General features: G+C 63.0%; 17 protein-coding genes. 10 read left to right on the top strand and 7 right to left on the bottom strand.

The genetic code is table 11. The features are described from left to right. Window positions 1–28: 28 nt before the first annotated feature. Together IVA95_RS36355 and IVA95_RS36350 are read right to left on the bottom strand one after the other, a co-directional pair. Window positions 29–1,537, bottom strand: coding sequence for an AbgT family transporter (locus IVA95_RS36355; RefSeq protein WP_247514881.1), 1,509 nt, complete (start codon window positions 1,535–1,537; stop codon window positions 29–31). A gap of 148 nt (window positions 1,538–1,685) precedes the next feature. Then, window positions 1,686–2,204: a DUF1269 domain-containing protein gene (locus IVA95_RS36350; protein ID WP_247514880.1), complete on the bottom strand. Its 519-nt coding sequence runs from the start codon at window positions 2,202–2,204 to the stop codon at window positions 1,686–1,688. A gap of 525 nt (window positions 2,205–2,729) precedes the next feature. Between IVA95_RS36350 and glsA the strand changes: the two genes are divergently transcribed. The 4 genes from glsA to IVA95_RS36330 all read left to right on the top strand — a co-directional run bounded on the left by glsA (window position 2,730) and on the right by IVA95_RS36330 (window position 7,992). Beyond that, on the top strand, window positions 2,730–3,728 hold the full coding sequence (gene glsA, locus IVA95_RS36345; protein WP_247514879.1) for a glutaminase A: 999 nt from the start codon (window positions 2,730–2,732) through the stop codon (window positions 3,726–3,728). A 73-nt stretch (window positions 3,729–3,801) separates the two neighbouring features. Further along, window positions 3,802–5,454, top strand: coding sequence for an MFS transporter (locus IVA95_RS36340; RefSeq protein WP_247514878.1), 1,653 nt, complete (start codon window positions 3,802–3,804; stop codon window positions 5,452–5,454). Between the two features lie 575 nt (window positions 5,455–6,029). Next, window positions 6,030–6,440: a DUF308 domain-containing protein gene (locus tag IVA95_RS36335; protein WP_346658096.1), complete on the top strand. Its 411-nt coding sequence runs from the start codon at window positions 6,030–6,032 to the stop codon at window positions 6,438–6,440. Between the two features lie 211 nt (window positions 6,441–6,651). Continuing rightward, window positions 6,652–7,992, top strand: coding sequence for an amidohydrolase family protein (locus tag IVA95_RS36330; protein ID WP_247514877.1), 1,341 nt, complete (start codon window positions 6,652–6,654; stop codon window positions 7,990–7,992). Between the two features lie 30 nt (window positions 7,993–8,022). Here IVA95_RS36330 and IVA95_RS36325 read toward each other — a convergent pair whose 3' ends face one another. After that, window positions 8,023–8,385 carry a hypothetical protein gene (locus IVA95_RS36325; RefSeq protein WP_346658099.1) on the bottom strand — a complete coding sequence of 121 codons (363 nt, stop codon included), beginning with the start codon at window positions 8,383–8,385 and terminating at the stop codon, window positions 8,023–8,025. Between the two features lie 283 nt (window positions 8,386–8,668). Between IVA95_RS36325 and IVA95_RS36320 the strand changes: the two genes are divergently transcribed. Beyond that, window positions 8,669–9,112 (top strand): hypothetical protein, encoded by a 444-nt coding sequence (locus IVA95_RS36320; RefSeq protein ID WP_247514875.1) that lies wholly within the window; start codon window positions 8,669–8,671, stop codon window positions 9,110–9,112. 248 nt (window positions 9,113–9,360) lie between these two features. Here the strand turns inward: IVA95_RS36320 and IVA95_RS36315 are convergent, their stop codons facing one another. Then, on the bottom strand, window positions 9,361–10,686 hold the full coding sequence (locus IVA95_RS36315) for a hypothetical protein (protein ID WP_247514874.1): 1,326 nt from the start codon (window positions 10,684–10,686) through the stop codon (window positions 9,361–9,363). A gap of 76 nt (window positions 10,687–10,762) precedes the next feature. On the opposite strand from IVA95_RS36315, the gene IVA95_RS36310 reads away from it, so the two are divergent. Beyond that, window positions 10,763–11,962: an MFS transporter gene (locus tag IVA95_RS36310; protein WP_247514873.1), complete on the top strand. Its 1,200-nt coding sequence runs from the start codon at window positions 10,763–10,765 to the stop codon at window positions 11,960–11,962. On the opposite strand, the gene dgcA is transcribed toward IVA95_RS36310, so the two are convergent. Next, window positions 11,932–12,927 (bottom strand): N-acetyl-D-Glu racemase DgcA, encoded by a 996-nt coding sequence (gene dgcA, locus IVA95_RS36305; protein WP_247514872.1) that lies wholly within the window; start codon window positions 12,925–12,927, stop codon window positions 11,932–11,934. The genes IVA95_RS36310 and dgcA overlap by 31 nt on opposite strands. Before the next feature lie 137 nt (window positions 12,928–13,064). Between dgcA and IVA95_RS36300 the strand changes: the two genes are divergently transcribed. The 4 genes from IVA95_RS36300 to IVA95_RS36285 all read left to right on the top strand — a co-directional run bounded on the left by IVA95_RS36300 (window position 13,065) and on the right by IVA95_RS36285 (window position 16,608). After that, window positions 13,065–14,198: an MlaE family lipid ABC transporter permease subunit gene (locus tag IVA95_RS36300; protein WP_247514871.1), complete on the top strand. Its 1,134-nt coding sequence runs from the start codon at window positions 13,065–13,067 to the stop codon at window positions 14,196–14,198. 2 nt (window positions 14,199–14,200) lie between these two features. After that, complete coding sequence (locus IVA95_RS36295; protein ID WP_247514870.1) at window positions 14,201–14,971, top strand: ABC transporter ATP-binding protein; 771 nt, start codon at window positions 14,201–14,203, stop codon at window positions 14,969–14,971. A gap of 116 nt (window positions 14,972–15,087) precedes the next feature. Beyond that, window positions 15,088–15,972 carry an MlaD family protein gene (locus IVA95_RS36290; RefSeq protein WP_247514869.1) on the top strand — a complete coding sequence of 295 codons (885 nt, stop codon included), beginning with the start codon at window positions 15,088–15,090 and terminating at the stop codon, window positions 15,970–15,972. Between the two features lie 15 nt (window positions 15,973–15,987). Next, window positions 15,988–16,608, top strand: a complete 621-nt coding sequence (locus tag IVA95_RS36285) for a hypothetical protein (protein ID WP_247514868.1) — start codon at window positions 15,988–15,990, stop codon at window positions 16,606–16,608. A gap of 62 nt (window positions 16,609–16,670) precedes the next feature. On the opposite strand, the gene IVA95_RS36280 is transcribed toward IVA95_RS36285, so the two are convergent. Further along, complete coding sequence (locus tag IVA95_RS36280; RefSeq protein ID WP_247514867.1) at window positions 16,671–19,334, bottom strand: EAL domain-containing protein; 2,664 nt, start codon at window positions 19,332–19,334, stop codon at window positions 16,671–16,673. A 321-nt stretch (window positions 19,335–19,655) separates the two neighbouring features. After that, a complete protein-coding gene (locus IVA95_RS36275) occupies window positions 19,656–24,986 on the bottom strand; it encodes a negative regulator of septation ring formation (protein ID WP_247514866.1) in 5,331 nt (1,776 codons plus the stop codon). Between the last annotated feature and the right edge of the window lie 359 nt (window positions 24,987–25,345).

The following is a 25,345-nucleotide window of genomic DNA, read 5'->3' as shown; positions in this document are numbered from 1 at the left end:
CGCATCCTGCCGCTCTCGCCATCTCCGGCTAAACGCCCCAGGGCAGACCCAACAGATACCACACGACAAAAAGAAGTGTCCAAAGCGCGGACATCCAGAGCACATAGGGCAGCATCAGCGCGATGACGGTGCCGACGCCTGCCTTGCGGTCGTACTTCTGGGCAAAGCCGACGACGAGAGCGAAGTAAGGATTGAGCGGAGTGATCGAGTTCATCGGCCCGTCTCCGACCCGGTATGCAGCCAGCACCGCCGCCGGATCGACGGCCAACTGCACGAACAGCGGGACGAACACCGGCGCAAAGGTCGCCCATGTGGCGATAGCCGGCGTGAAGACCAAATCGAGTACGGCAACCACCGCAATAAGTCCCAGCAACAGCCATAGCGGGCCGATGCTCGCGTCCTTCAGGGTATCCGCCATCTTGACCGCAAGCAGCGTCGGAATGTTGCTGTAACTGAAGTAATCCACGAACTGGCTGATGACCAGGAACAGCAGGATCGTGCCGCCCATTCCGGAGACCGCCTTGGTCATAGCATCGATGACGTCGGTAGCGCGCCTGATTGTTCCCGCGCCGATGCCATAGGCGATCCCGGTCACCAGGAACAAGATCATGACGAGACCGATCAGCCCGTTCATGAACGGCGAATTGCCGACCAGCGCTCCGGTCGCGGGATCGCGGAGAGGGGCCCATAGCGGCAGCGTCAGTAGGCAGAAGACCAGCGTGACAGCCAGCAGTCCTGCGGCGGCATACCTCAAGCCGCGCGTCTCACGTGCGGAGAGGTGTCCGCCCTCGTGCGGGGGCAGCGTTGCGCTGGCCTGATCCTCGCGATACGCGCCAAGGCGCGGTTCAATGATCCGCTCCGTGATCAGGGCAATCACGATCGTCAATACGACGACAGACACAATCGAGAACCACAAATTGGCGGTTACTTCGATCGAGAGCGACGGGTTGACGATGTGAATAGCATCATTGGTCAGTTCGGTGAGGACGGCATCGAGCGGCTTGATCAGCATGTTCACGCTGAAGGCACTGGCTACCCCGGCGAAGCCTAGCGCCAGACCCGCCAGCGGATGCCGGCCGACGCTCATCAGCGCCGTGCCGGCCAGCGGGATCAGCACGAGGTAACCTGCATCGGAGGCTACGCTCGATAGGATCCCGACGAAGGCAAGAATGTAGGAAAGCGTCCAGCGCGGTGAGGCGGCGACGAGCTTGCGGATGCAGGCGTTGACCAGGCCCGATTCCTCGGCGACGCCGACGCCGATCATGGCGACGATCAGCAGTCCGACCGCGCTGAAGCCCATGAAGTTGGGCACCAGCCGCGTATAGATGTGCCTGATACCTTCCGTCGTCAGCAGGCTGTTGGCGCGGGCTGTCACGGTCTCCGTGCCGTGGGTCGCCGGGTTGATGATTTGGTAGGAAATCGACGCGTCGAGCAAATAGAGCAGGTGCGATGCGATCACAGCAATGGCGATCAGAATCAGGAAGATCAGAACCGGGTGGGGAACGCTGTTGCCGATCCGCTCGATCGCGTCGAGCATGGCCGGCCTGGTTGTCCTGGCCGTTTCAGTGTTTGCTTCGCTTGCGCGACGCATGAAAGCCGTCCTTACCGAGCGTGTCCTTCGAGGGAGGCCGGCCACGCTATCGTCAACGCCGCCGGCCGGTCCTACGGACCTCGTCCGCCAGAGCTTAGGCGGCGCTCGTCTGTGGTGACGACTCGGCACTCGCCTTTGCGAGCGCTTCGCGAAGCTTCTGCTCCTTGCTGTCATCCAGAGAGGTCTTGAGCACGGTACCGCCAGCGTCCTGGATCTCGCGCAGCACCTTGTCCGCCGTGATGTTCTTGACGAGGACAAACAGCGCAGCGTTGCCGGGCTGCAGGTTTGTCGAGAGCTCCTTCATGAAGGCGTCATTGATGCCGTAGTCGGACAGCGCGCCGCCGAGCGCGCCGGACGCCGCACCGAGAGCGACGCCCAGTATGGGATTGAGAAAGAGCACACCGATCAGCAGTCCCCAGAAGCTGCCCGATACGGCTCCGATCGCTGTCGTGTTGACGAACTGATTGAGCTTGACGGGGCCAGCTTCCGTCTTCATCGCAATCACGGCATCGCTGATCGTGATCAGGTATTCCTTCTGCAGTTTGAACAGGCGTTGCCGTACTTCTTCTGCCTTTGCTTCGGATGGATAGATGATTGCGATCAGATCTGACATCTTCGTATCCTCCAGCTCGATGTGATGGATGGTCCGAGCCATACGCGGCGCGCGAGCGATCGACACCTTCTGCGGCAACGAAGCCAACAACGCGGCTCGTCGGGAAATCGGCCGATGAGGACGATCCCGCAGGGCCGCGGTTTGCGACGGCAGGCAGCTTCGCCTTGGCCGCGCACGGCATAGTCTTGACCGTATCACAACCTGCGAGCGAGCGCATCACGGTTCGCTGATCGCTCTCATCAAACATGACAGCGCTCGGTCAAATTGGTCGCTAATTTGCGGAGGTTTGTCGATGCGGCGCCTTTGGCGTTCTCGTGATTCGTCACAAAGTTTTGTAGCGAAACACACCCGACACAAACCTCTTTAAGGTTGTGCGATTGACTCGATGCACTTTCGAGCGTTACGGTACGTGCAAGTCAGACGAAGCTGAGGCGGTCAACGCAGGCCGTCTATCAGCGTGTAACTCGTGTTGCCGAACGGCTCGATCATCTGCGCGCAGCATGTCGAGCCGAGTGGAGGAGTCCGATGGACTCACCTTCGATTTCGGAATCACCCGAACGCCCCTATATCTCGACAGGACACCTGCCAGAACCCGAACTGGTGCAAGAGCTGGTGTCGGACGCGCACCGGCGCTTCAAGTCGAACGGAGACGGACAGAATTCACAAATCTATCCGGCGCTCGCCAGGGTTCCGCGAGAGCTGTTCGGGGTCTGCGTCGTCGGTACCAGCGGGCGCGTCTACGAGGCCGGCGACACCGAATATGAATTCTCGATCATGAGCGTGTCAAAGCCGTTCGTGTTCGCGTTGGTCTGCGAGACGATCGGCCCGGAAGAGGCGCGCGCGCGGCTCGGAGCGAATGCAACCGGACTACCATTTAATTCCTTGGCAGCTATCGAGCAGGGCGGTGGCCGCACCAACCCGATGGTCAACGCGGGCGCGATCGCGACCACCAGCCTTGTCCCCGGCCTGACGATGGATGGCCAATGGCAATTCATTCACGACGGGTTGTCGCGGTTTGCCGGGCGCAAGCTCACACTCAATGAAGAGGTGTACGCCTCGGCATCGCAAACCAACTATCGCAACCGCAGTATCGCCCGGCTGCTGCAGAGCTACGACCGCATCTACTGCGACGCCAAGCAGGCGACCGATCTCTATACCAAACAGTGCTCGCTGAATGTGAGCGCGCGTGATCTGGCGGTGATGGGCGCTACGCTGGCGGACGGCGGCGTGAATCCGGTTACCCGGCAGCGCGTGGTGGATGCTTCGGTCTGCCACTATGCGCTGACCGTGATGATTACCGCCGGTTTATACGAGACTTCAGGCGACTGGCTGTACGACATCGGCCTGCCGGGCAAGAGCGGGATCGGCGGCGGCATCATCGCGGTCTCGCCGGGCAAGGGCGGCTTCGGCACCTTCGCGCCGCCGCTCGACGCGGCTGGCAATAGCGTGAAGGGGCAGCTCGCGGCAAAATTCCTGTCGCAGCGGCTGGGAATGGATCTGTTCGTATCGCAACCGGAAAACTGAAGCAGATGCAAAGAGGGACTTGATCGAGCCTACAGCTCATTGATCCGAAAACCGAGCAGCTCGGGAGGACACCATGGCGACGCACTCGATGTCGATCGGAGCAATCCGGGAGGAAGCGCGGGAGTCATGGGTACCGATGATCGCCATCGCGCTGGGCCAAATGATCATGTCCTTCAACGTTGCCTCTCTGCCGGTCGCACTGGGCGGGATGGTCAAGAGTTTTGGGGTGCCGCCGACGACAGTTGCGACCGGCATCGTGGCCTATTCCATGCTGGTGGCTGGTTTCGTGATGCTCGGCGCGAAACTCGCGCAGCGGTTCGGCGCGTTGCAGGTGTTCCGCTTTGCGGTGGTCCTGTTCTGCGCATCGCAGATATTGATGACATTCAGTCCCACGGCGACGTTGATGATCACAGCGCAAGCGCTTTGCGGCGCGGCCGGCGCCGTGATCGTGCCGTCACTGGTGGCGCTGATCGCCGAGAATTACACCGGACGGCAGCAGGCGACGGCGGTGGGTGCACTCGGCTCCGCGCGTGCGGCGGCCGGCGTCTTGGCGTTCATCATCGGCGGCGTGCTCGGCACCTATATCGGCTGGCGGCCGGCATTCGGCATCTTGATCGCGGTTTCCGCGATAGTGTTCCTTCTCAGTTTCCGTCTCAAGCGGGACTATGGCCGCCCGGATGTGCATATCGATCTTTTCGGTGTGGTTCTGGCCGCGTCGGCGATCGTTCTCATCAGTTTTGGCTTCAACAATCTGAACGGATGGGGGCTGGCGCTGGCCACCGCCAATGCGCCGTTCGACCTGCTTGGCCTTTCGCCGGCGCCGATCATGATCGTTCTCGGCGTCGTGCTCGGGCAGGCATTCCTGATGTGGACACATCGGCGTCAGGCCGTCGGGAAGACCCCGCTATTGGCGCTCGAGGTGATCGATTCGCCGGAAGAGCGCTGCGCGGTCTATGCGCTGTTTGCTGTGGTCGCGCTGGAGGCGGCACTTAACTTCTCAGTGCCGCTGTATATCCAGATCGTGCAGGGCCGCTCGCCGCTTGCGACTGCTATCGCAATGATGCCGTTCAATCTGACGGTGTTCTTCACGGCGATGCTGATCGTCAACGTCTACAACCGCCTGACGCCGCGGCAGATCGGCCGCTACGGCTTCTTGCTGTGCACGGTTGGTCTGGTGTGGCTGGCCGTTGTCGTGCGCAACGACTGGAGCGAGGTTCCTGTGCTGATCGGCCTGGTTCTGTTCGGGATCGGGCAGGGCTCGCTGGTGACGCTGTTGTTCAACGTGCTGGTCACCGCCTCGCCCAAGGAGCTCGCAGGTGACGTCGGGTCACTGCGCGGCACCACGCAAAATCTTGCCGCTGCGGTTGGAACGGCAGTGGCGGGTGCACTTCTGGTCGGTCTGTTAAGTGCGATCGCGCTCAGCAATATCGCGGCCAATCCCGTGCTGCCGAAGGAGATCCAAAGTCAGGTCGATCTCGACAACATCACCTTCGTCAGCAACGACCGGCTGCGCAGCGTGATGGAAGGAACCACCGCGACGCCGCAGCAGGTCGAGGAAGCCGTGCGCGTGAATACCGAAGCGCGCCTGCGTGCTCTGAAGATCGGACTGCTGATCATGGCGGGCCTCGCGCTGCTGGCGATCATCCCGGCGGGCCGGCTTCCGAATTACCTGCCGGGCGAGATACCGAGCGATGCGCCGACAGGTAGCCGAGTGAGATCGAACTGACTGAGACGAAAAGGCGAGGAGAGGGACGTCCCGATAAGGAGAATAACAATGGATGCAATTGATCGCCGCTCTGCGCTGCGGAGCCTTCTTTGCGGCGTTGTCGCCGCTGGATTGGGCGCGGGCTTGGTGGCAAATCCGGTCGAGGCGATGCCACTCGCGATGGAAAAGGATCTAGGAACCAAGGCGGACAATCTCAGGGAAAAGGCCGAGCCTGTGCAGATGCGCCCCCCGCCTGGGCGGCCGATCCACCGTCACCGCTGGCGCCGGCACCGGCGTCCTCGCCGCGTCTGCTGGTGGCGCCGTGGGCGGCGGGTGTGCGCGTGGCGATGACGATCATCGAGCCGGCGGGCGCGGCGGCCGAACTTCGCACGAGCGCGCTAGCCACGACTCGCCGGCTCCGCTCCAAATGAAGGAGACTGCCATGACTACAATTGACAACAGCTCGCCAATGGGCGTCACCAACCTGCCTGCGCCGCCGTTCTGGATCTGTGTTCTGCTTGGACTCGTCTTGATCTTCGCGGGCTTTCTGGTTCTTGGCGACGTCATGCTCGTCACCGTGATCAGCACCATCTTCATTGGTTGGGTTTCGATTCATCGCCGGCGCCTTCGAAATCATCCATGCATTCTGGACCAAGGGATGGGGAGGTTTCGTATGGCAGGTGCTGCTCGGCATCCTGTATATCGCCTTTGGCGTCGTGCTGATCGGCCAGCCGGTCGCCAGTGCCTTGATTCTCACCTACGTCCTCGGCCTGGTGTTGCTGATTTCCGGTTTCGTTCGTATCCTGATCGGCATCAGCCATTGGCGAGAGGCGGGCTGGATCATGCTGCTATCCGGCGCGTTCGGCGTATTGGCTGGCCTCGTCATTCTGACTGGATTTCCGATGACCGGCTTGTGGGTCCTCGGCTTCCTGCTCGGCGTCGATCTGATATCCCATGGCATCGGGTGGTTGGCTTACGCGTGGCAGCCTACCACCCGAAGCGCGTAGCTCCTCCCTGCCTACTGGAGCGAGATGGCTTTTCGTCGAATCGTTATCTCGCTCTTTTTTTCTGTTTGAGATATCCGGGCAAACATCTCGAAATCGCTCGTTACGGTGGCGATGTTTCTGGTTCTTGCCGAACCCCTGCGTTGTTCAGCCGAGGTCTTCCATGTCTTGGCATCGAGTCGTCAAAATCCTTGCAGTCGGCGCGTCGACGGCATTGAGCCTCACGGCGGGTTTACTCCCCGCACAAGCTCAGCAAGGCGCGGCTGTGTTGTTTCAAAACGTGCGCATCTTCGATGGAAGGAGCGACACGCTTTCAGCATCGTCCAATGTGCTGATCAGGGACAAAAAGATCGAGAAAATCTCGCGCGCAGCGATCACGGCGGACGCCGCGCAAACAGTCGTCATTGACGGCGGAGGACGCGTGCTGATGCCGGGACTGATCGACATGCATTGGCATGCGATGTTAATCCGCCCAACGCCGGCGGGCGCTATAGCGGGCGATGTCGGCTACAACAATCTTCTTGCGGCTGCGGAAGCGACGGACACGATCATGCGGGGCTTCACCACTGTTCGCGACGTGGGCGGGCCGAGCTTTGGGCTGAAGCAAGCCATTGACGAGGGCCTCGTCACCGGCCCTCGCATTTACCCGTCCGGTGCCATGATCACGGTCACCAGCGGCCATGGTGACTTCCGGCACCGTTCCGACCTGCCAAGAACGATCGGCGGCATGCTCACCCGCATGGAGCAGATCGGCGGCAGTATGGTCGCGGATAGTCCCGACGAGGTGCGCGTGCGCGTGCGCGAGCAGCTCATGCAGGGGGCATCTCAGATCAAGTTGACGGCGGGCGGCGGGGTCTCATCGCCCTTCAGTCCGATCGACGCCGTCACCTTCACCGAGCCCGAATTGCGAGCCGCGGTCGAAGCGGCCGAGAATTGGGGCACGTACGTCGTCGCGCATGCCTTTACGCCGGCTGCGATCCAACGGGCTGTTGCCGTTGGCGTGAAGTGTATCGAGCATGGGTTCCTGATGGACGATGCAACCGCCAAGCTGATCGCCGAGAAGGGCGTTTGGCTGAGTTTGCAGCCGCTCCCCGAGGAGTTAAGGCAAGGCTTTCCCGAGGGTTCTGTCGAGCGAGCCAAGGCGAATGAGGTCTGGCCGGGCATAGCCAGGGCATACGAGTTTGCGAAGAAGTACAAGCTCAAGACGGCGTGGGGTACCGATGTTCTGTTCTCCCGCGCGCTGGCCCAGCGCCAGGGGGCAATACTGGCCTCGCTTGTCCGTTGGTACACCCCCGCCGAAGCACTCGCCATGGCGACTGGGACGAACGGCGAATTGCTGGCGCTATCCGGCAAGCGCAATCCCTACCCAGGCAAGCTCGGCGTGGTGGAGGAAGGCGCACTGGCGGACCTGCTGTTGGTTGACGGCAATCCAATCGACAACATCGAACTGATAGAGGATCCGGCTAAGAATTTCCTGGTCATCATGAAGGACGGGAAAATTCACAAGAACCTCGTCGGGGGTGACAAGGCTAGACCAGAACAGATGTCTCGGTGAGCGCTACGTCGGAGAGCAGTCGAGGTCGGGCTAGGCTCGATTGATTGCCGCCACCTTGAGGTGGAACGGCAGCATCGTCACCGACATCGGCAATTGCCCGATGCTTTCGCCGTCGACGTCGGCGCGGACCATGCGATCGCTCTTGATGGTGATACGGCTCGCATGCCGGCGTGACACTTTCGGGTGCGCCAGATAGCTGCCGTCGCCGAGATTGGGGACGATCTTGGTCAGCGTCTCCCAATGTCCGATGTCGCCGACCATGATCAGATCGAGCTTGCGGTCGCCGGGGTCGGCGCCCGGCGCGAGCATCAGGCCTTCGCCTGCGCCGTCGAAATTGCAGAGCATCACGGACCACATCGCCAGGTTCTGTTCGGCCTCGTCGTCGATCCTGATGCGGTAGGGGGGGCGGGCTGTAGGTTGCCTGCCGATTCGGCTGGATGACCCGTCTTTTCTAAGTCCAAGAATCGTCCGCAGCGCTCATCGTGTCGCATCCGACTTGACGTCGATCTAACCCATTTGGTTGATGTCGTTGTCATCGACTCGCCACGTCTTAGCCCTGCATCTGCCGGGCGGAAGCGAGGGGGCAAGGAGGAGAGGGGCAGGCGCAAGCGAGGCCGCGCCTATCACTGGTTCGTAGGGATGGGAACGAATCGATCGTTGTCGGCTTACTAGCTGGATGAGCGACTTCACCCCAAGTAATCGCGTCTACAGCGAGCCAGCACGCCCGCGCCGCATCCTGCCGTGGATTCTACTTCTTCTCCTCGCGGTTGCCGTCGGTGCAGTGCTTTGGGCCAGCAATCGTATTGGATACGAGTCCTCGCCAGTAGCTGTTGTTCAGCCCAAGGCTGAACTGTCTGCGGCTGCGGAGATCGCCGACAAGACGGCTAGAGAAGCTGTGGCTAATCTCCAGCAAACGATCCAAGAGCTGCGGGCAGAACAGCAACGGGTCGCGGAACAGATCAGTGGTCTCCAGCGGCAGATATCAGCGGAGCAGGGCGGGCGTAAGTTGCTTTCGGAACAGCTGGGTGGGCTTTCCGCTCGCGTGGATAGCCTCCAAGGATCGAATGCGGCAGCGCCGCCCAACCCGCCGCAACCTGCCAAGAAAAGGCGCGTACAATGACTGCCGCTTCGTTTTTCTCTTTCTTGACCGACAGGTGGTGATGCGGGCTGCTCCGGCATCTAAGCCTAGCGGAATTGCTTCATTTCGATTGCCCTTCATCTCAGTCGGCTCCCGATCGGCCTTAGGCTTCCTGTTTCGGCGAAACAACAAGCCGGCAAATCCCAGCACCACCGGGACGCTCCAGCGACTATCAACCAGTGCGGATATTGGGGTAAACCCGCGCGCTCCAGGCGGCGGCGCAGAGGATCTTACGAAAAGAACGCGATCTTCTCGGCTTGGCTCATGCGCCGGATCGGCGCCAGCGGGTCGTTGGCCGCCGTGACCGGCTTTCGCAGCATCCCGCTCGCGATGAGGGTCGAGCCGAGCGACACTTCTACTGCCGCGACGGGTGCCGGTGCGGCAGCGGGCGGCGGAGGCGGTTGAACCGTCTGTTGGACCACCGGCGGCGACGGCGTGGCGACCGGTTCGGGCGCCTTGGCGACGATCTTGGGAGCAACCGGCGCCGGCTCCGCCAGACGGACCTGCTCGGCTATCGCTTCGGCGATCTCCTCGTCGCTGATCGGATCCGGCGCGCCCATCTCCATCGCGATCATGTCGAGGACCGCCTCATCCTGCGCATCAGCGTCTTGGGTGTCGGCGTCTTTGGCGTCGGCGTTCTGGACGGAGTTGTCTTGGGCGGCCGCGTGCTGGACGGTCCCGTCTTGCACAGAGGTATCTTTGGCCGAGGCCTCTGGAGCGGCGGCGGTTTCGGCAGCGAGCGGCGTTTCCGCTTCCGCCAGGACGGCTTCTGCCGCCGCAAGCACGGCCTCGGCTGACGCGGCCATCGAAGCGAACGACGTCTCGGCAGTTTCCGGTGTAAAGGCCTTTTCGGCTGGCTCCGCTGCTGGCGGCATTTCCTGCGCGGCCGGGAAAGGCGCCGCCGCCTCGGGCTCGGCAGCCGGCGCTGGCGATTGGTCGTCGTCCCCGAATTCCACAAGCCGGCCCTGGAGGGCGGCGAAGGCCGCACGCAGCGCTGCTCTCGCCTCCTCGGAGGAGAACTGTTCGGTGCCCTTTTCGATGACGGTGACTTGCGAATCGATCAGGTCGCAAATTCGTCCGTCATTGCCGATTTCCCGGAGCCGCCAGGCGATTTCGCGCAGCACCCGCGCGCCCTTGCGGACCGGTGCCAGCCGCTGCTCCAGTGCGAGGCTGTCGAGCGCCTCGACCGCGGATTCCTCGGCCGCCTCGACTGCGCCGCGGATGGCGGCAAGCGCCTCGGTCAGGCGCTCTTGCGCCGCGGCCGCCGCTGCGACGGCCTCCGCCGCCTGCTGCGCCGAAAGGCCTTCCTCCCGCTGGAAGTTTGCTTCCCGCTGAAGGGTCTCTTCCCGCTGGGCGGTGAGGCTCTGCTCGATCCGTGCCACCGCATCCAGCACCATGCGGGTGTCGGCGTTGCGGTTGCGCTTGGCGTATTCGGTCAGGAACCAGCGGCCCCGCGAGGTCTCCATGAAGGCTTCGGCGATCGCAGCATAGTCCTCCTCGCTCGGCAGCGCGGCGCGTGCTGAGATCGGCGAAAGGGCAAATGCTTCGTCGGCCATGTCAAACTCTTCGCGCAAATCGGCGCGCATTGCGATAACGAAACAACACGATATTGACCGAATCGCAATTGAATTGATGCCGAGCGAATCACAAATCCCCATCGCTTCTCAAGACACATCGAGGCGATTCGCGACCCGGGTGGCGCTGTTTTACGGCACGCTGTTCGGCATGACCGGCACCCATCTGCCGTTTTTCACGGTATGGTTGAAGGCAGTCGGGATCGATGCATTTTGGATAGGGCTGATCACGGCCGTACCTCCGGTGAGCCGATTTACCGCGCTTCCGCTGGTGACGGCTTTTGCGGAACGGCGCCAGGCTCTGCGCGGCGGCATCATCGTAACCGCCTTTGCCACCGCTTTGGGCTTTTTCGTGCTGGGCACCCAGCATTTGCCGGTGCTGGTGTTCCTGATCTACGCCCTGACCTGCTGCCTGTGGACGCCCATGGTGCCGCTCACGGATGCCTATGCGTTACGGGGAGTGAAGCGCTACGGCCTCAACTACGGACCCTTGCGGCTGTGGGGCTCGGCCGCCTTCGTCTTGGGCGCGCTGGTCTGCGGCATGCTGTTCGACCTCATCGCCGCCCGAAATCTGATTTGGATCATCGCCGGCTCGGCCGCGCTCGGGGCGCTGGCCAGCCTTGCGCTGGAGCCGCTGGATGACGTCAAGACCGTGCGCCCGGCCGCCGGCGACGCGACAGCGCTGCTGCGTGACGGCGGTTTTATCGCGATCATCGTGGCGTCGGCGCTGATCCAGGGCAGCCATGCCGCTTATTACATTTTCGCGTCGATTGCCTGGCAACAAGCGGGGTTCGACGGGCTGACGATCGCAGTTCTGTGGGTGCTCGGCGTGATCGCCGAAATCGTGCTCTTCGCCCTGTCGCCGCGATTCACCCTGCAGCCGTCGATGCTGGTGATGGTTGCGGCGCTGAGCGCGGCCGCACGCTGGGTATTAACAGCGCAGGACCTGCCGCTCGCTATTCTCGCGATCGTTCAGCTCGCGCATGCGCTGAGTTTTGGGCTGACGCAGGTCGGCATCATGGGATTGATGCTGCATCACGTGCCCGGCCACGTGATGGCGCGGGCACAGGGCTATCTGACCGCCTGCGGAGGCGTCGTCGCTGGCCTCGCCTCGGTCGCGTCAGGCACGATCTACGAGACCTGGGGACAAGGCATCTATTACGTAATGGCTGTGATGGCCGCTCTCGGCGGGCTGGTGGTCTGGTTGGCGCGAGACCGCCTCGCGCATCAGCCCCACAAGGCGGCTTCCGGCGGATAGACCAGGCTGCCGTCGTAGCGCAGGCCGCCGTCGCGGTCGCGCGCCAGCAACAGGGGGCCATCGAGGTCGACGAATCTCGCCTGCTGCGCGAGCAGCATGGCCGGTGCCATCGCCAATGAGGTCGCGACCATGCAGCCGATCATGATCTCAAAGCCGAGCGCCTGGGCGGCATCCGCCATTGCGAGCGCCTCCGTCAGCCCGCCGGTCTTGTCGAGCTTGATGTTGACGGCATCGTAGCGCGCGCGCAGGCCTTCCAGCGAGGACCGCTCGTGCACACTTTCGTCGGCGCAGACCGCGATCGGGCGCTTGATGCGCGCCAGCGCCTCATCGCATCCGGCCGGCAGCGGCTGCTCGACCAGCGTAACCCCGGCGTTGGCGCAGGCGGCGAGGTTGTTTTCGAGGTTGTCCGGCGTCCAGGCTTCGTTGGCATCGACGATCAATTCGGATTCGGGGGCCGCCTTGCGGACCGCCGCAATCCGCGCATCATCGCCATCGCCGCCGAGCTTGATCTTTAAGAGCGGCCGGTGCGCGGCTTTTGCGGTTGCCGATGCCATCGCGTCCGGCGTGCCAAGCGAAATCGTGAAGGCGGTGGTGCATGGGCGTGGCGCCGGCCGTCCGAGCAGGGTCCAGACCCGTTGGCCGGAGCTCTTGGCTTCAAGGTCCAACAGCGCGCAATCCAGCGCGTTGCGGGCGGCGCCGGCGGGCATCGCCGCCTGCAGCGCCGCTCGATCCAGCCCCTTGGCAAGGGGTTCCTGCATCGCATTAAGAGCTTCAAGCGTCGCTTCCGCTGTCTCGCCGTAACGCGGGTAGGGCACGCATTCGCCGCGCCCGGCACGGTCCCCCTGGCTCACGGTGGCGACGACGGTGACGGCTTCGGTTTTGGCGCCGCGGCTGATGGTGAAAGCGCCTGCAATAGGCCAGCGTTCGATGCTGACGGCAAGCTTTCGAGATAGGCTGGAAGTCATTTTAAAATCTGGCAATTTTCTGAACCGCAAGCTTGCCCGCCGTTACCAACTATGGCTGGTTAGGGACAGATTCGACAAGGCAATACGGCGTGCGGAACCAGGCGTTTTGCAGCGGTATCGGCCGAGGGGTGGGCATTGTGAGCGGCGACCCGACATTGGAGCGGATAGCCAGGGGCAACGGGCTGGCGCTGTGCGCGGCCGGCTCCTGGACTGCACGCTTTGCGCCGGTGCTGGAACGCATGGTAGCCGACGCCGAGAAGCTCAGCGGCACCCGCCCCGACATCTTCATCGACGTCTCGCAGGTGTCGAAGCTCGACACGTTCGGCGCCTGGCTGATCGAGCGGCTGCGCCGCAGCCTGACCCAGGGCGGCATCGAGGCCCAGATCGCCGGGCTCTCGGCCAATTATTCCAGCCTTGTCGACGAGGTGCGGCGGGTGAAGGCCGAGCCGATCGTCGAAACCGACCGGGTGACGATTACGGGGATGCTGGAGCAGATCGGCCGCGCCGTGGCCGGCATCGGCGGCACCTTGATCGGGCTGATCGATATGCTGGGCGCGGTGCTCGCCGCGGCCGCCCATGTCCTGATTCGTCCCCGTAATTTCCGCTTGACCTCGACCATCCATCACCTGGAGCAGGTATGCTGGCGCGCGGTGCCGATCGTGGTGCTGATCACGTTCCTGATCGGCTGCATCATCTCGCAGCAGGGCATTTTCCATTTCCGCAAATTCGGCGCCGACATCTTCGTAGTCGACATGCTGGGCGTACTCGTACTGCGCGAGATCGGTGTGCTCCTGGTGGCGATCATGGTGGCGGGACGCTCGGGCTCGGCCTACACCGCCGAGCTCGGCTCGATGAAGATGCGGGAAGAGATCGACGCGCTGCGCACCATGGGCTTCGATCCGATCGAGGTTTTGATCCTGCCGCGAATGCTGGCGCTGGTGCTGGCATTGCCGATATTGGCGTTCCTCGGTGCGATGGCGGCGCTTTACGGCGGCGGACTGGTGGCATGGCTCTATGGCGGGGTCGAGCCCGAGGCGTTCCTGCTGCGGCTGCGCGACGCTATCTCGATCGACCATTTCATCGTCGGCCTCATCAAGGCGCCGGTAATGGCGGCGGTCATCGGCATCGTCGCCTGCGTCGAGGGACTGGCCGTGCAGGGCAGTGCCGAGTCGCTTGGGCAGCACACGACGTCCTCTGTGGTGAAGGGAATCTTCTTCGTCATCGTGATGGATGGCGTGTTCGCCATTTTCTTCGCGTCGATCGGAATGTGACCATGGTGGGTGAGATTTCCGACGCCATCATCCGGGTTCGCGATATCACCGTGCAGTTCGGCAAGACGCGCGTGCTCGACGGGCTGAACCTCGACGTCAAGCGCGGTGAAATTCTCGGATTTGTCGGCCCGTCGGGCGCCGGAAAATCGGTGCTGACGCGCACCATCATCGGCCTCGTGCCCAAGCTCAGTGGGCGCATCGAGGTGTTCGGCGTCGATCTCGATGCGGCGAATGCCGCCGAGCGCCGCGGCGTCGAGCGCCGCTGGGGCATCCTGTTTCAGCAAGGTGCGCTGTTTTCCTCGCTCACCGTGCGGCAGAACATCCAGTTTCCGGTGCGCGAATATCTCAACGTATCGCAGCGGCTGCTCGACGAGATCACGGTGGCCAAGCTCGGAATGGTGGGCCTGCGGCCCGAAGTCGCCGACCGCTATCCGTCCGAACTGTCGGGCGGCATGATCAAGCGCGTGGCGTTGGCGCGCGCGCTCGCGCTCGATCCCGAGCTGGTGTTCCTGGATGAGCCGACCTCGGGGCTCGATCCAATCGGCGCCGGGGACTTCGACGAGCTGGTGCGCACCCTGCAGCGTACTTTGGGCCTGACGGTTTTCATGGTAACCCATGATCTCGACAGTCTTTATACGGCCTGCGATCGCATCGCGGTTTTAGGGAACGGTAAGATCATTGCCGCAGGATCGATTGCCGACATGCAGGCCTCACAGCATCCCTGGCTGAGGCAATATTTCCACGGCAAGCGTGCCCGCGCGGTCATGGGCTAGCGAGCATGATCACGAAGTGCGCACCGGTTTTTGATGAAATCATGTTCAAACAAGCGATAAACGACGGGTCTGGTCGGCGAAGCTGAACAGACCTTGATTCCGGAGTACCTTGAGTTATGGAAACGCGGGCGAATTACGTCCTGATCGGGGCCTTCACGCTGGCAGTGATTGCCGCCGCGTTCGGCTTTGTGCTGTGGTTTCAGAGCCTGCATACCACCAAGCAGCGCAGCCCCATCCGCATTGTATTCGAGGGTCCGGCGTCCGGGTTGCGCAACGGTGGCAGCGTCAACTTTAACGGTATTAGGATAGGGGAAGTTGTATCAGTCAAACTCGACAATCCGCGGCGCGTGGTCGCACTCGCGATGGTCGAGAACAACGCGCCGATTCGGAAAGACACGCTCGTCGGTCTCGAATTCCAGGGGCTGACCGGCGTCGCCGCCATCTCGCTGAAGGGCGGCGAGGAGAGCGCCCCCGCCGTGCCGCTCGATGAGGATGGCGTCCCGATGCTGACCGCCGATCCCAGCGCGCTGCAGGATGTCACGGAGTCCATCCGCGCCACGCTGCAGAACGTGAACCGGCTTGTCGCCGATAATCAGGAATCGGTGAAGAACTCGCTGCGAAATCTCGAGACCTTCACGGCAGCGCTCGCGCGCAACTCCGAGAAGATCGACAACGTCATGCTCAGGGTCGATGGCATCATGGGCAAAGCCGACAGTCTCATGCTCGGGCTGAACACGATCGCTGGCGGTGCTGCCGGCGGCGAACTGAATCTCATGGTGAAGTCGATCCGCGAACTGGCCGAGGATTTCGACAAGCGGTCGGGCGCGCTGATGGCCGATGGCCGCCGCACGCTCTCCGATATCAGCCGCGCCGTGAACAATTTCGATCGCAATCCGACCCGGGTGATTTTCGGCGGCGGCAGCAGCAACAGCCAGGCGGCGGCGCCGCCGCCGGCCGCAGCGCCGCCGGCGCGGGCGCCGAGTGGGCAGAAGCGGCAGTAACAAGGATCGCGCGACGTGCAGAGCGTTGGTGGGCGGCTACCGACGACACATGAGGCGATACGTGAGCTCGCCTCACCTGAAAATGCCGCGTCGCTTGAAATTCTTGCCGGCGTGGCTGTCGTCAACGATCAGTTCCTGCGGCGGACGGCCTTGGAAGTCATCGGATGCCACCCGCACGGGCGCAAGTTATGCACCGTCGTTTTGAATGCCCTGAGTGATCCATCAGAATACGTGGTGCGAACGGCTTGCCAGATCGTCGAAGGATGGGAGCTGCCGGAAGCCCACAGCCTCTTGATTCCCTTGTTGGCGGATGTGAAGGGAGCCACGCGACAAAGCGCGATCCGCGCACTGGGGGCCACATGGATTGATGCCGATTTTTCGCTGGCCTTCAATACGTACAGCAGGGATTTAGATGCTGACGTTCGGAGGGAAGCCGCTTGGGTCTTGCGACGGCGGGTTAGTGATTCGAACTGGCGGACGCTTTTCGATGCATTTTCTGCGGACGAGCTTGCCCGACATCGGCAATGGGCCTGCGAGCTTGCCGAGCGTTTTCGGGTCCGGAAATCTTGCCGGTGCTGTCGCGCCTGTCCTCGGACCCCGATGGTCACGTTCGAAAAGCGGCGATGCGCGCAATAGGAACGATTTCAAGCCGATCATGAGAACGTCGTCTTGGAGCCCGCGTCGGCCTTGTTACGCGATCAGCTCGCCGTCTTGAGCAAGGGCCCCGCGCCGGCTTTCATATGCTCGGCATACAGCTCAACCTTGTGCGGGCGTCCGATCAAATAGCCCTGCATATCGTCACAGCGCTCGCGCATCAGGATCGAAAGCTGTTCGTTGGTTTCGACGCCTTCGGCAAGAACCGGAACGTTGAAGCCGTGAGCGAGCCCGATCACGGCGCGCACGATGGCCAGTGAGGGTGCACTGGACCCCAGCGACATGATGAAGGAACGGTCGATCTTGATCCGGTCGAGCGGAAACGCCTGCAGGTAGGACAATGATGAGTAGCCGGTGCCGAAATCGTCGAGTGCGATCATGACGCCAAGCGATTTGAGGGATTTCAGCGTCTGGCTCGCGCGCGAGATGTCCTCGATCAGGACACCTTCCGTGATCTCCAGCTCAAGCCGCGATGGCGGCAGGCCGCTCTCGCGCAGTGCCCTGCGCACCTGGTGCTCAAGATTTTCGCGGCGAAACTGCGCGGCCGAGACGTTCACCGCAATGCGAATGGTTTCGTCCCATGCCGATGCCTGCCGGCAGGCTTCCATCAGAACCCATTCGTCGATCTTTGCAATCGAGCCGCTGTCCTCGGCGACTGGAATGAACTCGCCGGGCATCACCAGGCCGCGCAGCGGATGCTGCCAACGAACCAGCGCCTCAAATCCGGTTATCTTGCCATCGCGGTGACGCTGCGGCTGGTAGTCGAGGTATAGTTCGCCGTTCTCGACCGCGGAGCGTAGATCGTGCTCCATGGCGCGACGTTCCCGCAACTGCCGGTCCATCGCGCTGGTAAATATGCGGGTGACCCCGCGTCCTTCGTGCTTGGCGCGATAGAGCGCTGCGTCCGCGTTGGCCAGCAGAGTTGCCGGTTTGTCGCCATCGCGCGGGTAGAGCGCCACGCCGATGCTGAGGTCGATCTCCAGCGCGTGGCCGTCGATTTCGATCGGACGCCTGAAAGCTTCGCGCATTCTGGCCGCCAGCAGTTCTGCAGCTCCAGGCAAGGGTACCTGTTCCACAACCGCAATAAATTCGTCGCCGCCGACGCGCGCGACATAGGCGCCCTGGGCGGCCTGGCGCAGCCGGCGGGAGACTTCCCGCAACAGGGCGTCGCCCATCGAATGGCCGAAGAGGTCGTTGACCTCCTTGAAATGATCGAGATCGATGCAAAGCACCGCGAAGCTGCCGCCGGCTTCTTCCGGATCTTGCATCAGTGCGGAAAGGCGGGCGTCGAATGCGGCGCGATTGGGCAGATCGGTCAGGAGATCGTGCGACGCCAGATATCTGACCTTCTGTTCGGCGCGGTTGCGCTCGGTTACGTCGAACGCCACCGAAACCATGCCGGCCCTGCCCTGATACGACAGTGGTCGCGATTCAATAACGACCTCGATGAGGCTGCCGCCGCAGGTCTTGTGGATGACAGGTTCCTGCGACGTGCGGGCCGGCTCCGTCGGAGCGCAGCCGTCGGCGCTGAGGTCGTGTTCCGACATCGAGAGCAGTTCTTCGCGGGAATAGCCGTAGTGGCTGCACATCGCGGCATTGACCGCCAACAGCCGTCGCGTGTCCGCTTCCGCCACCCACATCGGCAGCGGATTCTCCTCAAACAGCAGCCGGAACGAAGCCTCGCTGCGTTTGAGGTCGGTAATATCGACACGGATCCCGATGCTGCCGCCGTCCGCTGTCCGCCGCTCCTCGATGCGGGTCCATCTGTCGCCTGGCAATTGTTGCTCGTGGGAGCTTTGCGGCAAGGCGTGACGGGCCATGCGTTCGCTGAGCCATTCCTCCTCCCTCCCGACGGCGTCGGCATATTGGTGATGCGTCAGACCGGCACGAAGAATGTCTTCGAATTGGGCGCCGTGAACGATGGCCGCCGCATTGGAAGCGTAGAGCTTGGGGTATTGCCGGTTCCACAGGACCAGCCGATCATCCTTGTCGAATATCGCCAATCCCTCTGGCACGACGTCCAGCGCTTCCGTCAAATAGGTATGCGCGGCGCGGGCTCGCTCTCCCTCTTCGGCAAGTCTGGCCTGAGTTTCGATCAGCCGGACGAAATTGCCAAAATTGGTATTGATCATCCGGACGAATAGAACCAGCAGCAGGCCGAGGTTCATACCGATCCAAACCAGCAGTGGCTCGCCGGAAGCCAGCAGCCGCACTGCCAAAGGCAGCCCCGCAATCAGCAACGTCAGGCGCGACGCAGCCGGAAAAATGCCAAGACAATAGGCAGCGCCGATGCAGCCCATGAAAACGAGAAGCGAGATCGGCGCACGAAGCGAGGGGTCCACGACTTCGATCAGCGCCAATGTCCAGATCAGAAATCCGGCGGGCAACGCGGCGGAAAGAATTCGCATCCGTGCCAGAAAGCGATAGGCCTGTTCCGGCGTGAGTTCGACTCTGCGCATCCTGATCCACTGGATCATTCTGATAACGCTGACGGTCAGAAGCGCACCCGGCAGGGCAAATCTCAGCCATCCATTGACGGAGGAGGGCAGAACGAAACCGATGCTGATGCTGTCCAGCAGCAGCACGGCATAAAGAATCGGAACCTGGTTGGTGAGGATGCGGAACTGCTCGCTCACGAGCGCGCGCCCATGCGGCGTCGTGCATTCGCCGACGGCGAACAGGCTTCGCGCAGTGGAAATCAAGTTCATGCCATCTCGTCCCGACACGAGTCGGGAAGCTAAGCCGCAATCAAGAATCTCTCGTAAATACTCTTGGTAGCAATGAACTTAATCGATGCGGAATCGTACGTTGTTTCGTGGGATGCACGTCGGAATCCGGCAAAATCTTCAGCTCGCGCGGCGGATAGCACCGTGGTTCTACGGAGACGCGTTTTGCGGATCAGATTGCGCGGATGCGGCAGCGTGCACACTGCAAGTTTGCGAGGCCGCCGGCCGTACGCTCCACCCGTGCTCAAAAAGAAAACGGAGGCATCACTGCCTCCGCTTCGCGTTCTGCAATCGGTCTGGGCCTTACCCCAGCCGCCCCGCCGCGTGCGCGAGCAGGGTGTAGACCAGCCCGGTCTCCGAGGTGAGGTGGCCGCGCAGCGCCTGCGGTCCGCGATCCTCGCGAGCAACTTCGTCCAAGAGCCGCTCGAACTCGGCGATATAGCGGTCGACCGTCTGCTTGAAGCTGCGGTCGGCGCGATATTTGCGGGCGACTTCATCGAATGCCTTCTGGCCGGCCGGCGTGTAGAGGCGTTTGCTGAACGCCTTGCTCTCGCCGCGCTGGTAGCGATCCCACATTTCGGCGGCGAGATTGCGATCCATCAGCCGGCCGATGTCGAGCGACAGCGACTCCAGCGGATTGACCGGGGCCTGCGGCGCGCGGCCACGGGGAGCCTCGCGTCCCGTACCTGCGTCGGTGCGGTGGAGCAGGTCGGACAGCCATCCGTCGCGCCCGGGGTCCTGGCTCACCGGACTGACCGGCGGGGCTTCGGCGCGGCGCGGCGCGGGCATGCCGAGATCCGGCGGCGGCAGCGTCGATGCGCTGCCGGCGTCGCGCATCCGCACTTCGTTGCGGCCGCCGGCGGCTGCTGCCATCACCGGCTCTTCCTGGCGTTGCACGCTGGCGCGGCCGGAAGTCACGACGTCTAGACCGCGGCCGTGATGCGCGACAATCCGGTTGAGCTCGGCAAGCGCCTCGATCTGGTCGACGATCACCTTGCGCATCTGCGCGGTGTTGTCGGCCGCCTCCTGCGGCATCTCGAGTACGCCGCGGCGCAGCTCGTTGCGCGTTGCCTCGAGCTCCTGATGCATCTCGGCCGCCATCTGCTTCATGGACTGCACCATCGCAGCGAACTTCTCCGTCGATTGCTTGAACATCGCATCGGTTTCATGCGTGCTCTGCTGGTACAGATCATTCATCGCATCGAGGGTCTGCTGCCGTTCGTTTTCGGCCGCAGCGCGCACTGCTTCGAACTGGCGGCTGATCGCGGCCGATCCCGCGCCGGCGGTTTCCGCCACGACGCGCGCGATATCGCGGGCGCGTTCTTCCGCCGCGGCGAGCGATTCGTCGAGCAGGCCGGTGAAGCGCGACAGCCGCTGGTCGAGGTCGGTGGTGCGCAGGTCGATGGTAGTTACCAGCGATTCAAGCTGCGACTTGCGGTCGGCGACCGACGTCGAGGTCGAGCGGTTGGCCTGTTCGACCACGCTGGCGGCTTCGACCAGCTCCTTGCCGTGTTTCTCGAACTCGCTCGACAGCGCGCCGAGATCCTCCAGCGCTTTCGTCGTCTTGGAGTTGAACACGGTCAATTGGTCTTCCAGCGTCTGCGTCGCGACGCCGTTGCGCGCGGTGACGTCGTTCATCGCGGATACGAAGTCGGCCACGCGGGTCACCAGCGCGCGTTCCAGCGAGTTGAGATTGTCGTGGGCGCCGGTCAGCACTTCCTGCAGCAGGATGTTGCCTTCGCGCAGCCGCTCGAACAGCGCGACCGTGTCGGTGCGCAGGATCTTGCTGGTCTCCTGCATTTCGGTGACGGCGGCGATCGATACCTGGCGCGACTGGTCGATGGCCGAGCGTGACGCCTGCTCGAGGTCTTTCAGCGACTTGGCCACCGCGCCGGTGGCGAGGTCGCCTGCGGTGGTAATCGTGCGCGCGACTTCCGAACCGTGCGTCGACATCGATTGCGAGAACGCCTGGCCGCGCGTTTCGATCGATTTCAGGGCGTCGGCAGTGACACGGTCGATGTCTGTCGTCAGCTGCGTGGTTCTGGTGCTGAGCGCCTCAACCAGCGAACCGCGGCGGCTGTCGACGATCTGCGCTAGACGATCGGTCTGCTGCTGGACGTAGGTGACGATTTCGTCGGTCTTGCCGGTCATCGTCGAGCCGAAATTGCTGCTCGCGGCGAGCACCGAACGCTCGATATCGGCCGAAGTCGATTTGACCTTGGAACTGACCTCGTTCGCTGCCGCGACCAGCACGCTCTGCGCGTTCTGCGCGGTAGTCTGGATGGTATCGGTCGTGCTGGCGGTGACGCTGCCGAGTGAACGCTCCATGTCGGCGGCGATCGCCTTGATCTGGTTGGCGGCCTCGGCAGAGGTCGCAGCGAACGAGTTCTGGGCCTCGCGCGCTGTGCCGAGGATGGAGGCCGCGGTGTCAGAGCCGACGGCAGTCAGCGTGCGTTCGACGTCGATCGCCAGCGACTTGACGTGGTTGGCGGCTTCCGTGGACGCCGTGATCAACGTGTTCTGGGCTTCGCGGGCGCCCGTCGTGATCGACTCGGCGGTTGCATTGCCGGCCATCGAGAGCGAACGCTCCATGTCGGCGGCGAGCGCCTTGACCTGGGTCGATGCCTCGGCGGACGCGTTCATCAGGGTATTCTGGGCCTCGCGGGCGCCTGCCGTGATCGCTTCGGCGGTCGCCGTTCCGGCGATCGACAGCGAACGCTGCACGTCGGCCGCAAGCGACTTGACCTGATTGGCGGCCTCGGTGGAGGCGGCGACCAGCGTGCTCTGCGCCTCGCGGGCACCTGCGGTGACGGCCTCGGCAGTTGCGGTGCCGGCGACCGACAGCGAACGCTCGACGTCGATGGCAAGCGACTTGACCTGGCTTGCGGCCTCAGTGGACGCGGTCACGAGTGTGGTCTGCGCCTCGCGCGCGCCGGCGAGAACCGATGCGGCCGTGGCGTCGCCTGCGGCCGAGAGGGTGCGCTCGACGTCGGCGGCGAGAGATTTGATTTGGGCGGCGGCCTCAGAGGACGCGGACACCAGCGTGGTCTGGGCATCTTTGGCGCTGGTCAGGATCGAATTGGCCGCGCCGGTGCCCACGGCGGTGAGGGCGGCTTCGACCTCGGCCGAGGTCAGCTTGAGCTGCGCGCCGACATCGGAGGAAACCGTCAGCAGCGCCTGCTGCGCGCTGCGTGCGCCGGTCTGGATGGTCTCGGAGGTGTTGACCACGAGGTTGGTCAGGGAACGCTCGGCATCCTCGACATGCGACTTGATGCCGGAGGACAGCATTTCGGCGCGCGACATCAGATCTTCGCTGGCCTGGCGGCCGCTGCTTTCGATCCGGCCGGCCACGGCCTCGATGCGCGAACCGAGCAGATCCTCAAACTGCGCCACGCGGGTGTCGATGTCGCTGGCGATGACGCCGACCCGGGTTTCGATGCCGCTAGCGAGATCGCCGACCCGGGTCTCGATACCGCTGGTGAGATTGCCGACCCGGGTCTCAATGCCGGTGGCGATTTCGCCGACCCGCGTCTCCATGCCCTGGTGAATTTCCTGGAACCGCGCCTGGATGGTGTCGGTCAGATGCGCGCTGCGGCCGTCGATGGTTTCGGTGACGTTGCTAATCCGATGGTCGACCGCTGCAATGGCTTGCGCGGTACCCTCGGTCAGCGAGGAGGTGAGCAGGCTGAGCCGCTGGTCGATCGACTGGATCGCCTGCGCCGCACCGTCGGTCAGCGAGCCCGACAGCGTGCTGAGGCGGTTGTCGATGGTTTCGGTGACGGACCTGGCACGGGTATCGAAGGTCGTTTCCAGCGATCTCAGGCGGCTGTCGACGGCCTCGTCGAACCATCTGATCTTGCTATCGAGCGAGGTGTCGAGGTTATTGACCCGGGTGCCTAGCTGGGTTTCGAACTGCAGCAGCCGCTGATCGAGGGAAGCGGTGATCTCGCCGCTGTTCGAGACCAGGCGGGTATCGAAGGTGTCGACATAGTTCTTCAGGTTGTCTGATATTTCCTGGGTCCGCTGGCCCATGCGCTCAACGATCTCGCCGCCGAAGGTTTTGACGGTGCGGTCGAATTCGGAGATGTGCCGCGTGATCAGCGCGCCCAGCGTGCCGCTGTCGCGGGCGAACTTTTCCGCAAGCTCCGAGCCCTGGTTCTTCACCAGCTCCTCGAAGGCGCTCATCTGCAGGGCGAGGCTGTCGTGCGCGTTCTCGGTCTGGCTGATCACCTTGGCGACCAGCGTGTTCACGGTCACGTCCAGCGCGTCACTGGCCTTGTCGCCGGAGGTGAGAATGCGGCTCGCCAGCCGGTTGCCCGCTTCGTCGATCTTGCCGACGAGATCACCTGAGCGCAGCTCGAGTTCGAGCAAGAGCGAGTCGGAGGAATTCTTCAGGGAGTCGTGGACCTGCTCGGTGCGGTCCGAGATGCCGTCGACGATGGTCGAGGAACGCTGCTCGAATTCGCTGGTGATGCGGTCGAGGCGCTCGTTCAGCATCTCGTGGACGCGATCGGCCAGATCGACGAACTCGTCATGGACGTGCCCAGTCTTGAAGTTGAGGCTGGTGGTCAGCCGCTCGGAAGCGTCGAGCACTGCACGCGTGGTCTCGGCGCTGGCCTCTTCCAGACGATCAAGCAAGTCGCCGCCGCGCTCGCCGAGCGCGAGGATCATGTTGTCACCGGCATGGCTCAACGCGCTCGTGATGTGCTGGCCGCGCTCTTCCAGTGCGCCGGTGATGCTCTTTGCGACCTCGTCGACCCGTGAGGCGATCGCGTCCGAGATCAGCGCGATGTCGTGGCGCAAGTCGATCTGAACGCCGGAGATGGCACTGCGAACCTGCTCGGCCTGACCGACCAGATTGTCGCGCTGATGGGCGATGTCCTGCAGCAGCGCGCGAATGCGCACTTCGTTGTCGCTATAGGCGCGCTCCAGCGCTGCGACTTCATTGGCGACCAGCGTTTCGAGCTCGCCGGCGCGCGCGATCGCGCGCTCGACGCCGTCGCCCATCGCGGCGACTTCGCGGCGGATTGCCTGACCGACAGTCACCATCGAATCGGCGGCGGCCCCCTCGGGTTCGGAGAAGCGGATCGCGACCTGCGCCATCGACTGCGCGATCATCCGCATTTCCTGGCCGCGCCAGGCAAGGCTGGCGAGGAAGTAGAACAAGAGCACCGGCGCAAAGAACAACGCCGCAAGCCCGGCGAGCACCAGCACGCCGCCGCTCTGTCCGATCGCCGCCTGCAGCGAGGGCAGGAAGCTGACGGTCAGAAGGGCGCAGCCGAGCACCCAGACGCCGCCAAACACGGTGGCAAGCGTGTAGACGCTGCGGGCCGGATGGTTCTTCTGGATCGCCTGCAGAATCTGTCCGATGGTTTCGCGATCGTCATTGGCGGCGCGGCGGGGGCTGCGCGGCTCGTCGATCGGATCAAACGCCGACCGCTCGGCGCCTGCGCGCGTGTCGAACTGCGTTTCTGAATAGGGCGGCGCGGCGGAGGGCATGATCGGCGGCGTGAGTTCACCGCCAATCGAATTTCGGCTGGGGTCGACGGTGGTATCGCTGATGTTGAGCGCTTCCTGAATGGCGGAGAGCGCGACTTCAGTGGGATCTTTGACCTTCTTGGGATTGTTCGCCATCAGTCCGAGCCCTCTTAACTTTTACGCGTCCAGCCGTTCTTGCAAAAACGCCGCAAGCTCGAAGCTGGATTCATAACCCCCCGCGGACCGCAAGCGTGCCCGCCGGCAGCTTGTCCGCACACGTCCGCAAACATCCTATTGGTTGAGCGATACGAATGAAATGGCCGCGATTAAGACATTCTTAATCATCGTTAACAGCTTTGTTTCTTAAAGCCTTACGGATACACAGATTTTTGGAACCGAATCTTGGATCGAGGCGGATTGCCGGCGAAAACAAGGCAAAGTTGCGGCGTATTCCGAGAACGTTCCGTTAACTGCTGTCGTGATTGGCTGACCAAAATGCCCCTCCGGGAATCAAC

This window comes from Bradyrhizobium sp. 157 (genome assembly GCF_023073815.1).
Classification (GTDB): domain Bacteria; phylum Pseudomonadota; class Alphaproteobacteria; order Rhizobiales; family Xanthobacteraceae; genus Bradyrhizobium.
Note: the sequence above shows the minus strand (reverse complement) of the source record. Positions and strands in the feature narration are given on the sequence as shown.